Raw genomic sequence first — 13,694 nt, forward strand, 5'->3', positions numbered from 1 at the left:
GGAACCCTTGAGGTTTCGCTCCGATAACGCCCGCAACTGATCGTGACCGACCTGGGAAGGTGGAGCGGTGCACATCCTGCTGGTGGAGGACGACGACCGGATCGCTGCTGCTCTGCGCCCGGCGCTGCATCGGCACGGCATGACGACCACCCGACTGGCGCGCGGCAAGGGCGCGGTCGACCACCTCGCCGACGTCGACGTGGTGCTGCTGGACCTGGGGCTGCCCGACATCGACGGGGTGGACGTGTGCCGGGCCATCCGCGCGGTGAGCGAGGTGCCGGTGATCGTGGTGTCGGCCCGCGGCGAGGTCGACGACCGCATCCTCGGCCTGCACTCCGGCGCCGACGACTACCTGGTGAAGCCGTACGACATCGGGGAGCTGGTGGCCCGCGTGCACGCGGTCTACCGGCGGCGCCGCTCGGCCGGGCAGGGCAGCCCGTCCGGCTCCGGGGACGTCGTGACGGTGGCCGACGTGACGATCGACCTGATCAAGCACACGGTCAGCGTCGCCGGTGCCCCGGTCACGCTCACCCGCAAGGAGTTCCAGGTGCTGGCGATGCTCGCCAGCTCCGGCGGCGCCGTGTGCACGCGCAGCCGGATCGTCGCCGAGGTGTGGGGTCGCACGTGGGCGGGCGCCAACCGCACGCTGGACGTGCACGTCGCCACCCTGCGCACCAAGCTGGGCCGGCCGGAGCTCGTCCAGACGGTGCGCGGGGTCGGCTACCGGTTGGGGCTCCCGGACACGGGCGAGCAGGCCGCGGCCACGGGGGACTGACGCGGTGCGCACCCGCCTGCTGGTCGTCGTGCTGTTCCTGGTGGGCCTGCTGGCCGCAGGGCTCGGCGTACCGCTGGCCGTCTACAGCGCGCAGGCGGCACAGTCGAAGCTGTTCACCAACCGGCTCACCGACACCGTCTACTTCGCGTCGCTGGCGGTGCGGCCGCTGACGGAGGACGACCCGACCGGGCTGGACGCGCAGCTGCGCCGCTTCGACGACACCTTCGGCGTCACCGTCCTCGTGATCGACGCGGCCCGCACGGTGCGGGCGAGCTCGCGCGTCCCGGCTCCCGAGCTGGACGCGGACGGGCAGGACCGGTTGGCCCTCGCGCTGGCCGCGCGCCCGTCCAAGCCGTACCCGCTGCTCATGCCGTGGGACGACCGGCCGATGGTGCTGGCCGAGCCGGTGCTGGTCGACACGGAGGTGCGCGGCGCGGTCGTGACGATCTCGCCGACGGGCGCGCTGCACGCCGAGCAGCTGGTGGTGTGGATCGGCATCGCCACGGCCTCCGTGCTGGCGCTGGCGCTGGCGGTGCTGGTCGCGCTGCCGATCGTGCGCTGGACGCTGCGACCGGTCCGTCGGCTCGACGAGGGCACCGGCCGCGTCGCTGCCGCCGTTCTCGCCGGCGCCGCGCCCGAGCCGGTGTCGGACAACTCGGGTCCGCCGGAGCTGCGCCGGCTGACCGAGTCGTTCGACCGCATGGCCGAGACGGTGACGCAGGCGTACACGGCGCAACGGGCGTTCGTCGCCGACGCCAGCCACCAGCTGCGCAACCCGCTCACGGCGCTGCGGCTGCGCCTGTCGAACCTGGAGGGGCAGGTCGTACCGGAGGCCCTGGACGACCACGCGGCCGCGCTGGAGGAGGCCGAACGGCTCTCCACCCTGCTCGACGGGCTGCTGGCGCTGGCCCGCGCCGAGCGCACCGTCCCGGTGACGGTGCAGGCGATCGACGCCCCGATCGCCGAGCGCGTCGAGGTGTGGCGGCCGCTGGCCGAGCACCTGGAGATCACGCTCGAGATCACCGGCACCCGCGGACTGCGCGCGATGGTGCCGGCGGGAGCCATCGAGACCGTGCTGGACGCCGTCCTCGACAACGCCGTCAAGTTCACGCCGCCGGGGGGTCGGATCACGGTCTGCACCACGGCCGCCGGCGCGGACGACGAGCTGGTGGAGATCGCCATCCGCGACTCGGGACCGGGCATGGACCCCGAGCACCTGGACCGCGCGACCAGCCGGTTCTGGCGGGCGCCGGGACAGGACAACGTGGAGGGCTCCGGGCTGGGGCTGGCCATCGCCGCGCGCACCGTCGAGGTCGGCGGGGGACTGCTGCGGCTGGACCTCCCGCCGGGTGGCGGCCTGCGCATCACGGCGGTGCTGAGCCGCGCGGGCTGGCCACCCCCGGACGACGCCCCGTGAGCACTCAGCGTAGCCAACTGTCCGGCGGTCACCCGTCGAGAACGACGTTGTGGTGATCAACAGGCCTTTTCGATCACCGCAATTTCGTTCTCGACGCACGTGGGCCGGCGGGGACCGTCACCGAGGGTGACTGGACTCAAGCGTCCTTGGCCTCGCGGAAGTAGCGCAGCGCGCCGGGGTGCAGGGGGATCGGTTCGGTGCTGATGGCGGCGCGCAGGTCGATCGAGCGGGCCAGCGGGTTGATCACCACCAGCTTCGACTGGGCCTCGAACAGCGCCTTGATCAGCGAGTAGGCGAGGTCGTCCGGCATCGACGCGTCGACGAGCAGGAAGTTGCGCACCAGCACCGTGGTGATCGACTTCTCGATGCCGTAGCTGCGGGCGGGCACGGTGCCCGGCGCGTAGACGGGGTAGCGGGTGCGGATCGTCTTGAGCAGGTCGGTGAGGTCCAGGAGACGGATCGGCATGTGGGAGGCCAGGTTGTCGACCCCGCCCGTCGGCACCCCGCCCGTCCAGAAGAACGCGTCGATGCGCCCTTCCTGCATCGCCGAGACGGAGTCGTTGATGCCCAGGTAGGCGGCTTGCAGGTCGGTGACGGCCAGCCCGGCCGATTCCAGCAGCCGCTTGGCGACGAAGTAGACGCCCGACTCCTTCGCCCCGACGGACACGCGCAGGCCACGCAGATCCGCCAGGCGGTGGGCGGCGGCGTCCCGCCGGACCACGATGTGCACGAACTCGTCGTAGACCCGGCCGAGCGCGGACGGCCGCGTGGAGCTGCCGGGCGGAAGTGTGGCGAGCGCGTCGGCGGCGGCGTCGACCTGGGAGAACGCGACGTCGGCCGCGCGGGTGGTGAGCAGGCGCAGGTTGTCGACGGATCCGGCGGTGGCGAGCACCTCGGGGGCGACGCGCATGCCGAGCTCCTGCTGCCACGCTTCGGCCAGCGCGCTGCCGAGCGTGTAGTAGACGCCCTGGGTGCCGCCGGTGGCGAGCCGCAGCCGCACCTCCGTGAACGGGGAGGCGCACCCGCTGATGCCGCCGGCCACGGCGAGTCCGCCCGCGACGGCGAGACCGCGGAGCAGAGCGCGCCGATCGAGCACCGGCCCATCCTGTCGTGTCCGGCCGGTTCGGTCGACCCGCCGCGCACGGCATACCCTCGGTACGTGTCCCGCAGTTACACCATCCGCACCTACGGGTGCCAGATGAACGTGCACGACTCCGAGCGGATGGCCGGGCTGCTCGAAGCCGCGGGCTACGAGCGCTCCGCCACCGACGAGGCCGACGTCGTCGTGCTCAACACCTGCGCGGTGCGCGAGAACGCCGACAACCGGCTCTACGGCAACCTCGGCCACCTGCGCCCGGTCAAGCAGGCCAGGCCCGGCATGCAGATCGCCGTCGGCGGCTGCCTCGCGCAGAAGGACCGCGACACGATCGTCCGTCGGGCGCCGTGGGTGGACGTCGTGTTCGGCACGCACAACGTGGGCAAGCTGCCGGTGCTGCTGGAACGGGCGCGGCACAACCAGGCGGCCCAGGTGGAGATCGCCGAGTCGCTCGAGGTGTTCCCCTCCACGCTGCCGACGCGCCGTGAGTCCGCGTACGCCGGCTGGGTGTCGATCTCCGTCGGCTGCAACAACACGTGCACCTTCTGCATCGTGCCGTCGCTGCGCGGCACCGAGCGCGACCGCCGGCCGGGCGACGTCCTCGCCGAGGTCGAGGCGCTGGCCGCCGACGGCGTCCTCGAGGTGACGCTGCTCGGGCAGAACGTCAACGCGTACGGCGTGGAGTTCGGCGACCGGGACGCGTTCGCGAAGCTGCTGCGCGCCTGCGGCGACGTGCCCGGCCTCGAACGTGTGCGGTTCACCTCGCCGCACCCGCGGGAGTTCTCCTCGTCGGTGATCGCCGCGATGGCCGAGACCCCCAACGTGTGCCCGCAGCTGCACATGCCGCTGCAGAGCGGGTCGGACTCCGTGCTGCGGCGGATGCGCCGCTCCTACCGGTCGGCGCGGTTCCTCTCCATCCTCGACGAGGTGCGGGAACGGATCCCCGACGCCGCGATCTCCACCGACATCATCGTCGGGTTCCCCGGCGAGACCGAGGAGGAGTTCCAGGCCACCCTCGACGTCGTGCGCACCGCGCGCTTCGCCAGCGCGTTCACGTTCCAGTACTCGCAGCGCCCCGGCACCCCGGCCGCCGACCTGCCCGACCAACTGCCCAAGGAGGTCGTCCAGGAGCGGTACATGCGGCTCGTGGAGCTGCAGGAGGAGATCTCCTGGGAGCAGAACCGGGCGCTGGAAGGACGGGTCGTCGAGCTGCTCGTCGCGTCCGGAGAGGGCCGCAAGGACGGCGCCACCCAGCGGATGAGCGGGCGCGCCCGCGACGGTCGACTCGTGCACTTCACCCCCGGCGACCGGGAGATCCGGCCCGGCGACATCGTCGAGGTCGAGGTCACCTACGGCGCACCGCACCACCTCGTCGCCGACGGGCCGGTGCGCAGCCACCGCCGCACCCGCGCGGGCGACGCGCACGGCACGCCGGTGCGGGCCACCGGTCTCGGTCTGCCCGGCTTCGGCGCGCCTGCGCCGCTCGCACCCGTCGCGGCCGCCTGCGGAGGTGCCTCGTGAGCAGCGACAACCGCCCCGGCGGCGACCCCGTCCCCGCCGAGCTGCACGCCCTGGACGCAGAGCTGCGCGGCGCCGAGCAGGCGTTCCTGCGGCGCACCGACCCCGGCCCCACCGCTCTGCTGATCAGCGTCGCGATGCTGGTGCTGCTCGTCGGCCTGCTGTTGCCGTGGGTGGGCTACACGCCCGGCTGGTCCGTGCTGGCCGGGCTCGCGCCGCTCGGCCCGCTGGTGCGGCTGTTCACGTTCACCTCGCTCGCGTTCGGGCTGGTCCTGCCCGCGCTGGCGCTGGCCACCCGGCTGTGGGCGCTGGCCTGGCTGTGCGCCGTCGGGGGCGGCATCGCCTCGATCAACGGGCTGTGGGCGCTGTGGACCCGCCAGGTCGGGGTGCCGATCGGTGAGCCGGGCCCGGGCATCGGCATGGTGCTGGCGGTCGTCGCGATGGTGCTGCTGGCGGCCAACTGGGCGCGCATCGCCTTGCGTCGCTGAGCTGAGCCGCTCGGGGGGAGCGCCGGTGGACATCGTCGACGCGACCGGCGCCGAGGTGCGCGTCGCGGTCGCCACCCTCGCGCGGCGCGGCACCCCGCTGCGGTTCACGCTCGTGCCGATGCTGCACGTCGGGCCGCCGGAGTTCTTCGCGGCGGTCTCCGACCTGCTGCGCCGCCACGACCTCGTGGTCGCCGAAGGCGTCCGCGGCGGCAGGGCCGTCACGACGCTCACGAGTGCCTACGCCGGTGCGGCCGGCAATCCCCGGCTGGGCTTCGTCGTCCAGCCTCAGGAGATGGTCGAGGTCGGGCGGCCGGTGATCCGGCCCGACATGGACGGCGCCGAGTTCGACCGGCACTGGAACGCCGTCGACCTGGGGGAGCGGCTGATCACGTCGGTGGGCGCCCCGGCCGTCGGCTGGTGGATGCGCACGTTCGCCACCCGTGCCCAGATCGCCCGTCAGATGGCGCTCGACGACGGCGTCCTCGTCGACGTGGACGCCGACGAGAGCCAGGTGCGAGCGCTGTTCGGGGACCGCCGGGACGCGCTGCTCGCGGCCGCCCTCACCGCGATCCACGACGAGCGCAGCACTGAGCAGATCACCGTCGCCGTGGTCTACGGCGCGATGCACGTGCGGCCGGCGGTGACGGCGCTGCGCCGGCTCGGCTACGTCGTGCGCCACGCCGAGTGGCTGCGGGTCTTCACCTTCTGACGGATCCGCCCCAACCGATCGGAGACGCGCGGGGTCGTCACCGTCGGACGGGTGGCGCAGAGGCCGCCCGGCGAGCGCGGGGGGTGCCGGATGCGGCGAGGTGGCGGTTCCCTGGGCGCACGCTCGGCAGCGCTGGTCGCCGCCCTCGTCGCGGCCCTGCTCCTGCTGCTCGCGCCCGTTCCGGCGGCCGCGCAGCAACCCGTCCCGCCCGACCCGATCGGCCAGCAGGAGCCGGAGCCACCGCCCTGCCAGGGCCAGCTGACCGCCGCCGAGGCGACCAAGCAGAAGATCGACGCGCACAACGCCCGGCCGCACCAGTTCGTGGTGCCCCGCCAGGCCGCGGCGCTGCAGGCGTACGACGCCGAGGCCGCGGCGCTCAACGCCGAGCAGCAGACCACGCTCACCGCGCTGCGCAGCTGCCTCCTGCAGCTGCAGAACCGCCTCGCCATCCGCAACGAGCTGCACCCGCAGGTGACGGGCGCGCCGCCACCGCTGACGATCAGCTCGACCCGCCGGGACGCGATCCGCAAGGGGCGGGACGGGCTGCCGGCCGGCTGGCCGCCGGTCAACGTCTCCAAGCGGCCGGCGGTGCCGCGGGGCACCCCGGCCCGGCCGCTCTACGACGCGATCCGCCAGGGCAACCCGAAGATCAACCCGGACGTCGACGCGGTGCTGCAGGGCCGTTCGCGGCCCCAGGTCGGCGATCCCGACCCGTCGCGGCCGGGGCGCCAGATCCAGGCCCGGTCGAACGGCAACGCCGCGGTCTCGGCCGACCACATCATCACCATCGCCCGCCTGATGTACACGGCGGAGTTCATCCGGCTGCGCCCCGACGACATGTGGGCGGTCGCCACGGCGGCGAGCAACCTGCAGTGGATCGCGAGCGACGTGAACTCGATGAAGGGCTCGGGCTCGATGTCCGTGGTCGCCGGCATCGACCCGAAGTGGCGCGCCGATCAGGTCGCGCTGGAGAAGCGGACACTGGCCGCGCTGATCGACATCATGAAGCGCATCCACGACACGTACGGCGAGGGGTGAGCGCTGTGACCAGCAACGCGTCCGACGAGCTGACGGCAGCCTTCGCCGGCACCCCGGTCATCGTCCCGGACCGCACGCCCGCCGACCTGCCGCCCGCCTGGCAGCCGATCACCGCGGCGGCCGCGCCCGCGGAACGGACCGCGGCCGCGCTGGCCCTGTGGAACGCCGACCTGTGCGCCGCGCTGCCGCGGTTCAGCGCGCAGCTGCGCGACAGGCTCGTCGACGTGCGGCTGTGCGTCGTGCACGACCGCACCGCGCTGGCCTACCTCACCCGCACCGACGCGGACGAGCCGATCGCGTGGACCGGGTACCTCCCGGCCGGTGCGGCCGTGCGGCAGGCCGCGTTCCCGGACACGCTGCCGGCGCCCGCCACGGAGTTCCTGCGCAGCGTCCACGGCGGCTTCACCGCCCCGGACGGCGAGTCGTACGGGCCGATCGACCCCCGGCACATGAGCACGTTCGCCCGGTGGCGCGGCGCCGACGGCCCCCTCGACGGCGTGGACGAGGACGCCACCCGGCTCATGGTGGTCGCCACGGACGGCGGCGCGCTGCACTACTGCACGTCGCCCGACCTCCCGCCCGGCGCCGTCGCGGTCGTCGACGGCACCGAGGTGGAGCCGTGCCCCGACTTCTTCGACGAGCTGGACCAGCTCATGGCCGGGAGGTTCGCGTCGTGATGCATCCACCGCAGGGTCCCTACCCGCAGCAGCCTGCTCGGCGCCGGCGGGGCGTCGTCGTCGGTGTCCTGGTCGCGGCGGTGCTCGTCGCGATCGGCGCCGGTGCCGTCTGGCTCGCCGTCGGCGGCCGGGACGCGACCGCCGTCGAGACGACCATCACCGGGTTCGCCGACGCCGTGGACCGCGGCGACCTGCCGGCCGCCGTGGCGATGATGTGCGCCGAGGAGGCGCAGGCCGTCGTCGACGACGAGGACTACGACCCCGACGCGGCCAAGCGCTCCACGCAGGCTCGGCCGCACCGCGAGATCCGCGACGTCCGGGTCGAGGGGACGACCGCGAGCGCCGAGGTCGTCGTCGACGGGATCGGCGGCCGCGTCCAGCTGCGCAAGGAACAGGACCGCTGGGTCCTGTGCACCCCTTGAGCGGTGTCAGCGCTGCTGCACCGCCGCCTCCGCGGTGTGCAGCCACTCCCGCCACTGCTCGGCCTGCGCGTGCGCCTGCTCGGCGCGCCGCTTGTCGCCGACCGCCTCGGCCTTCGCCGCCTGCGCCTCGAACTGGTTGACGCGCTCGCGGAACTGCGCGACCCGCGCCTCCGCCTCGGGGTCGGTGCGCCGCCACTGCCGGTCGGCGGCCTCCCGCACCCGGTCCTCGACGGCCCGCAGGCGCGCCTCCAGCGGGCGGATGTCGTCGCGCGGGACCTTCCCGATCTCCTCCCAGCGGTCGTGCACGGCGCGCAGGGCGGCGCGGGCCGCGTCCGGGTCGGAGACGTCGATCTTCTCGGCTTCCGCGAGCAGCGCCTTCTTCGCCTCGGCGTTCGCGGCGAACTCGGCGTCGCGCTCCGCGAACGTGGAGGACCGGCGGGCGAAGAACGCGTCCTGGGCGCTGCGGAACCGCTGCCACAGCGCGTCGTCGGCGTCCTTGTGGGCGCGGCCGGCCGCCTTCCACTCCGCCATCAGGTCGCGGAAGCGCGCAGCGGTGTCGGCCCAGTCGTCGGAGTTCGCGAGCGACTCCGCCTCCTTCGCCAGCTCCTCCTTGCGCGTCCGCGCTGCGGCGCGCTGGCGGTCGAGGTCGGCGAAGTGCGAGCCGCGGCGCCGGTTGAACGCCTCCCGTGCCTTCGAGAACCGCTTCCACAGCAGCTCGTCGGTCTTGCGGTCCACGCCGCGGATGGCGCGCCACTCGTCGAGGATCGCCTTGAACCGGTCGCCCGCCTGCTTCCACTGGGTCGCCTCGGCGGCGAGCGCCTCCGCCTCCGCCGCGAGCCGCTCCTTGTGGGCGACGGCCTCGGCGCGCTGGGCGTCCCGCGCCGAGCGAGCGGCCCCTGCGGCCTTGTCGGCGTGGGCCAGCAGTTCGTCGATGCGCGCGACGAGCCCGTCGATGTCGCCGACGATGCTCGCCCCGTTCAGCCCTTCCTTCAGGCCGCGAGCGCTGGTGATGGTGGGGCGCGGGTCGCCACCGGCGACGAGCCGGGCGAACAGCAGCTCGACCTCGGTGAGGATGTCGTCGAAGCGGCGGGCGTAGTGCGCCAGCCCTTCCTCCGGGGTGCCCGCCTGCCACGACCCGACGCGGCGCTCGCCGTCGGCGGTGCGCAGGTAGATGGTGCCGTCCGCGTCGGCCCGGCCCCACCTGGCCGGGTCGGTGCTCGCGGTCGGCACCGGACACGGCGGCACGGCGACGGCCGCGGCCGGGACGGCCGGGGGCGGAACGACCGGTCGCGGACCCGCTCCGGGCGGGGCGGGCTTCGGCGGCGCCGGACGCGGGGCAGGCGGCGGGGCCGGACGGGCCGCGGGGATCGCCGGGCTCGGCGCGGGAGCCTCGGCCGCAGGCTCCTCGGCAGGGGTGTCGCTCGACACGGGGTGCTCCGCGCTCTGCTCCGTGGGCTCAGCAGCGTCGTCCCCCGCGGTGGCGCTGCTCGTGTCCGTGTCCGTGTTCGATTCCGACACCTGGTCCTCCTTGCGTCCGGCCCGTCCACGCGGGACGGGCGCCCCGCCGCTGGTGCGGGGCCGTGCACAGCTGCGGTCATCGGCCGTTCGGTCGGTCGGATGACGTCCGGCGATTGAAACAGGTCCGCAGGGGGCAACGGAACGCCTCGAACCGGTCCCTCTCAGTCAACGGCCGGTCAGCGTCGGCGAACACCCGATCGCGCTCTACCCTCGCCCGGGTGCTGTCGATGATCGCGGTCGTTCCCGAGCCGCCACTGCTCGTCCCCGAGCTGGCGACCGGCGCCACCGCGGAGACCGAGCCGTTGCGCTCTGCGGCACGCGCTGCGGCGGGCGCACTCGCGGCGGCCGCCCAGGAGTGGACGGTCGTCGGTGCGGACGCCGGCGGTCGGCGCTCCGTCGGTCCGGCGACGCGCGGCAGCTTCGTCGGGTTCGGTGCCGACGTGGTCGTCGGGATGTCGCGCGACGCGGACGGGGACGTCGATCCCGCGCTGCCGCTGCCGCTGCTGGTCGCGGCCTGGCTCGGTGCCGTCCACGGCGTCACGCTGCGCGGAGAGCTGGTGGCACCGGACGCCGCACCCCGGGACTGCGTCGAGCTGGGGACCGAGCTCGGTCGTCGGGACGGCGGTCTGCTCGTCGTCGGCGACGGATCGGCCAAGCACACCGAGCGCGCCCCCGGCCACCTCGACGAGCGTTCCGCCGCCTTCGACGATCAGGTGGCCGCCGCGCTCGCCGCCGCCGACGTCGACGCGCTGGCCGGCCTCGATGCCGACCTGGCCGCCGAGCTGTGGGCGTCCGGGCGAGCGCCATGGCAGGTGCTCGCGGGCGCCGCCGGTGGCGGCTGGCAGGGGGAGCTGCTGTACAGCGGCGCGCCGTTCGGCGTCGGCTACCACGTCGCGGTGTGGCGCCGGTGAATCCGCCGCTGGTGGTCGTGGCAGGTCCGACGGCCACGGGCAAGTCCGACCTCGGGGTGGCGCTCGCGCAGGCACTCGACGGGGAGGTCGTCAACGCGGACGCTGCCCAGCTCTACCGCGGCATGGACATCGGCACCGCCAAGCTGGGGCCGGCCGAGCGCGGCGGTGTGCCGCACCACCTGCTGGACGTGCTCGACGTGACCGAGACGGCCTCGGTGGCGGCCTACCAGCGCGACGCGCGGGCCGTCGTCGAACGGTTGCGGGCGGACGGGCGCACGCCGGTGCTCGTCGGGGGCAGCGGCCTCTACGTGCAGGCGGTGATCGACGACCTGGAGTTCCCCGGCACGGATCCCGCCCTGCGGGCCGAGCTGGAGGCGGAGCTCGCGGCGACCGGGCCGGCCGCGCTGCACGGACGGCTCGCCGCCGTCGACCCGGCGGCGGCCGCCGCGGTGCTCCCGTCGAACGGGCGGCGGATCGTGCGCGCGCTCGAGGTGATCGCCCTGACCGGCCGGCCGTTCCGGGCGACCCTGCCCGAGCCGGGCCCCGCCCGATACGACGCGGTGCTGCTCGCCGTCGACCGCCCCACCGACGAGCTCGACGTCCGGATCGCCCGGCGGGTGGCGCGCATGTTCGCCGCCGGGTTCGTCGACGAGGTGCGCGGGCTGCTGCCGGCCGGCCTGCGCGACGGCCCGACGGCGTCGCGCGCGCTCGGCTACCAGCAGGTGCTCGCCGCCCTGGACGACGGTGACCTGCAACGCGCCGCGACCGATACCGTCGTCGGCACCCGCCGCTTCGTGCGCCGGCAGCGCTCGTGGTTCCGCCGCGACAAGCGCATCACCTGGCTGGACGGCTCGGCACCGGACCTGATCGAGCAGGCACTCGCCCGCGTAACCTGGTGACGTGCGGTTCAGCAAGGGCCACGGCACCCAGAACGACTTCGTGGTGCTCCCCGACCCCGACGGCGCGCTCGACCTGACGGCGGCGCGCGTCGCCGCGCTGTGCGACCGCCGGCAGGGCCTGGGCGCCGACGGGGTGCTGCGCGTGGTCCGTTGGAAGGCGATCCCCGCCGATGACACCGGCGTCGGCGAGCCCGAGCCCGGCGTCGAGTGGTTCATGGACTACCGCAACGGCGACGGCAGCATCGCCGAGATGTGCGGCAACGGGGTGCGGGTGTTCGCCCGCTACCTCGCCGCCACCGGCCTGGCGGCCGAGCCCGAGTTCACGATCGGCACCCGCGGCGGCCTGCGCACCGTCGCGTTCGCCGGCGGCGACACCCGCCACGGCGACGTCGCGGTCGGCATGGGGCCTGCCGTGGTCGGCCCGGCCAGCACGGCCGTCGTCGACGGGCGCGAGTACCCGGGCGTCGCCGTCGACATCGGCAACCCGCACCTCGTCTGCATCACCGACGAGCCGATCGACGCGCTCGACCTCGCCCGGCCCCCAGCGCACGACCCGGCACTGTTCCCGCACGGGGTGAACGTCGAGTTCGTCTCCCCGCTGCACGACGACGCGATCACCATGCGCGTCCACGAGCGCGGGGTGGGGGAGACGCGGTCCTGCGGCACCGGCACCGTCGCGGCGGTGGCCGCCTCGCTGCACCGCGCGGGCCGCGCGGAGGGCACCGTCGCCGTCACGACTCCGGGCGGGCCGCTGCGCGTCACGGTCACCCCCGACGGCACGACCCTCTCGGGTCCGGCCGTGCTGGTGGCCGAGGGGGAGCTCTCCGACGCGTGGTGGTCGGCGCACTAGAGCGTCGAGGCGATCCGGTCCAGCTCGGCGCGCGCGTCGTCCTCGAAGAGGGCGTCGGCTACCAGTAGCTCCCACAACCGCTGGTAGATCGCCACATCGTCGGGGTCGCGATGCTCGGTGCTGGTGGTCTTCGTGCCCGTGTGCACCCAGACCTCCGGGTCCTTCCCGGGCTCGCCGTAGATGATGAAGCCGTGTTCGGGGCAGCTGTGCATCGGCGTCCGCCATGGAATCACCCCGATCCGCACGTTGGCGAGGGTGGAGAGCGACGCGAGGTGTCGCAGCTGGGCGCGCAGCACGTGGGGAGCGTCGTCGGGGCCCGGGCGCCAGCGCAGCGCAGCCTCGGTGATCACGAACTCGAACCGGCGGTCGGGGTCGTACAGGGCCTCCTTGCGTTCGGCCCAGGCGACGAGGCTCGCGGTCCTGTCACCCCCGAGCTCGGGACGCAGGAGCCCGCTGAGTCCGACCTGCCGCCGGGTGTACTCGGCGGTCTGCAACAGGCCAGGGACGATCGAGATCTGCGCGTCGCGCATCAGGCCGACAGAGCGCTCCTGCATGCCGATCTGCCGCTGACGATGGGGTGCCCCGCGCTCCAGGTACTCGGCCATCTCGACCGGCTCGCGCAAGGCGATCCGCACCTGCTCGGCCAGGTCCTCGCGTCGATCCGGCGATGCGCCCGCGGCGTCGGCCCACGCCATCGCCTCGTCGAGGGTCGGTACTTGGCGGCCGGTCTCCAATCGCGAGACCTTCGGCTGATTCATGCCGGAGCGGGCGCCGAACTCCGTCTGGTTCAGGCCCGTCGCCTCGCGCATGGCGACAAGCGCCGCCGCAAGTGTGCGGCGGCGCCTGCTGGGTTCGACGTCCGGGCCGTGGTCAGCGATCAAGCTGATCCCGGTGTTCGTGCATCCACTGGTCGAACGGTACGGCGTACTTCATGGCGAGATCACGCCGGGCGATGTACTCCGCGATCGGCAGCTCGGGCGGTGTCGCGCCGACGAACGCCTCGTTCTCGTCGTAGTTCATGACGGCGACCCGTTCGTCGTCGAACATCCAGAAGTCCTCGGTGAGAGTGGCGAGGTCAGGGTGGACATCGCGGTCGACCATGAAGGTCTCGGAGCCGTCCCAGGCACACATCGGGATGATCGCCAACGCGTACCGGACGTACTCGACCAGCGGCCACTCGACGATCACGACCTCGTACACGCGCTTGCCCTCAGCAGTCCAGGCAGCCGTCTTGGCCTGGAACGGGTTGCTCTCGGGCGTGATCGGCGGAATCGGTTTCCCCGCCTGCCACGCGTCCCATTCCGGTCCACGAACACCGCCGTAGCTCTGGTGCTGTTGCAGGCGGAACGCTTCGCGCTGCATCGCGTCGAACTCCG

Annotated in this window: 15 protein-coding genes; 11 read left to right on the top strand and 4 right to left on the bottom strand. The window is 73.9% G+C overall.

The genetic code is table 11. The features are described 5' to 3' along the window. Positions 1-67 precede the first annotated feature (67 nt). Together ACQEVB_RS20430 and ACQEVB_RS20435 are read left to right on the top strand one after the other, a co-directional pair. Positions 68-775: a response regulator transcription factor gene (locus ACQEVB_RS20430; protein WP_432973745.1), complete on the top strand. Its 708-nt coding sequence runs from the start codon at positions 68-70 to the stop codon at positions 773-775. Positions 776-779: 4 nt separating this feature from the next. Further along, the gene (locus tag ACQEVB_RS20435) at positions 780-2,192 is read left to right on the top strand and encodes a sensor histidine kinase (protein ID WP_432973747.1); all 1,413 of its coding nucleotides are present in this window, start codon (positions 780-782) and stop codon (positions 2,190-2,192) included. Between the two features lie 136 nt (positions 2,193-2,328). On the opposite strand, the gene ACQEVB_RS20440 is transcribed toward ACQEVB_RS20435, so the two are convergent. Then, a complete protein-coding gene (locus ACQEVB_RS20440; RefSeq protein ID WP_432973749.1) occupies positions 2,329-3,288 on the bottom strand; it encodes a TAXI family TRAP transporter solute-binding subunit in 960 nt (319 codons plus the stop codon). A gap of 63 nt (positions 3,289-3,351) precedes the next feature. Between ACQEVB_RS20440 and miaB the strand changes: the two genes are divergently transcribed. The 6 genes from miaB to ACQEVB_RS20470 all read left to right on the top strand — a co-directional run bounded on the left by miaB (position 3,352) and on the right by ACQEVB_RS20470 (position 8,140). After that, complete coding sequence (miaB, locus tag ACQEVB_RS20445; protein WP_432973751.1) at positions 3,352-4,809, top strand: tRNA (N6-isopentenyl adenosine(37)-C2)-methylthiotransferase MiaB; 1,458 nt, start codon at positions 3,352-3,354, stop codon at positions 4,807-4,809. Next, entirely contained in the window at positions 4,806-5,294 is a 489-nt protein-coding gene (locus ACQEVB_RS20450) for an Rv2732c family membrane protein (RefSeq protein ID WP_432973753.1), read from the top strand. The genes miaB and ACQEVB_RS20450 overlap by 4 nt, the downstream gene beginning before the upstream one ends. A gap of 25 nt (positions 5,295-5,319) precedes the next feature. Further along, entirely contained in the window at positions 5,320-6,003 is a 684-nt protein-coding gene (locus ACQEVB_RS20455) for a hypothetical protein (protein WP_432973755.1), read from the top strand. A gap of 90 nt (positions 6,004-6,093) precedes the next feature. After that, positions 6,094-7,041: a hypothetical protein gene (locus ACQEVB_RS20460; protein ID WP_432973757.1), complete on the top strand. Its 948-nt coding sequence runs from the start codon at positions 6,094-6,096 to the stop codon at positions 7,039-7,041. Between the two features lie 5 nt (positions 7,042-7,046). Continuing rightward, positions 7,047-7,718 carry a hypothetical protein gene (locus tag ACQEVB_RS20465; protein ID WP_432973759.1) on the top strand — a complete coding sequence of 224 codons (672 nt, stop codon included), beginning with the start codon at positions 7,047-7,049 and terminating at the stop codon, positions 7,716-7,718. Beyond that, positions 7,718-8,140, top strand: coding sequence for an Rv0361 family membrane protein (locus ACQEVB_RS20470; RefSeq protein WP_432973761.1), 423 nt, complete (start codon positions 7,718-7,720; stop codon positions 8,138-8,140). The genes ACQEVB_RS20465 and ACQEVB_RS20470 overlap by 1 nt, the downstream gene beginning before the upstream one ends. A 6-nt stretch (positions 8,141-8,146) precedes the next feature. Here ACQEVB_RS20470 and ACQEVB_RS20475 read toward each other — a convergent pair whose 3' ends face one another. Then, positions 8,147-9,658 (bottom strand): DUF349 domain-containing protein, encoded by a 1,512-nt coding sequence (locus tag ACQEVB_RS20475; protein ID WP_432973763.1) that lies wholly within the window; start codon positions 9,656-9,658, stop codon positions 8,147-8,149. A 227-nt stretch (positions 9,659-9,885) separates the two neighbouring features. Here ACQEVB_RS20475 and ACQEVB_RS20480 point away from each other — a divergent pair, with 227 nt between their 5' ends. The 3 genes from ACQEVB_RS20480 to dapF are packed head-to-tail and all read left to right on the top strand — an operon-like array spanning position 9,886 to position 12,318. Then, positions 9,886-10,569, top strand: coding sequence for a hypothetical protein (locus ACQEVB_RS20480; protein ID WP_432980456.1), 684 nt, complete (start codon positions 9,886-9,888; stop codon positions 10,567-10,569). Further along, positions 10,566-11,468: a tRNA (adenosine(37)-N6)-dimethylallyltransferase MiaA gene (gene miaA / locus ACQEVB_RS20485; protein WP_432973765.1), complete on the top strand. Its 903-nt coding sequence runs from the start codon at positions 10,566-10,568 to the stop codon at positions 11,466-11,468. The genes ACQEVB_RS20480 and miaA overlap by 4 nt, the downstream gene beginning before the upstream one ends. 1 nt (position 11,469) lies before the next feature. Continuing rightward, positions 11,470-12,318: a diaminopimelate epimerase gene (dapF, locus tag ACQEVB_RS20490; protein ID WP_432973767.1), complete on the top strand. Its 849-nt coding sequence runs from the start codon at positions 11,470-11,472 to the stop codon at positions 12,316-12,318. On the opposite strand, the gene ACQEVB_RS20495 is transcribed toward dapF, so the two are convergent. Beyond that, positions 12,315-13,199: a helix-turn-helix domain-containing protein gene (locus ACQEVB_RS20495; protein ID WP_432973769.1), complete on the bottom strand. Its 885-nt coding sequence runs from the start codon at positions 13,197-13,199 to the stop codon at positions 12,315-12,317. The genes dapF and ACQEVB_RS20495 overlap by 4 nt on opposite strands. Continuing rightward, entirely contained in the window at positions 13,189-13,680 is a 492-nt protein-coding gene (locus tag ACQEVB_RS20500) for a DUF6879 family protein (protein WP_432973771.1), read from the bottom strand. The genes ACQEVB_RS20495 and ACQEVB_RS20500 overlap by 11 nt, the downstream gene beginning before the upstream one ends. Between the last annotated feature and the right edge of the window lie 14 nt (positions 13,681-13,694).

This window comes from Pseudonocardia sp. CA-107938 (assembly GCF_050936315.1).
GTDB lineage: Bacteria > Actinomycetota > Actinomycetes > Mycobacteriales > Pseudonocardiaceae > Pseudonocardia.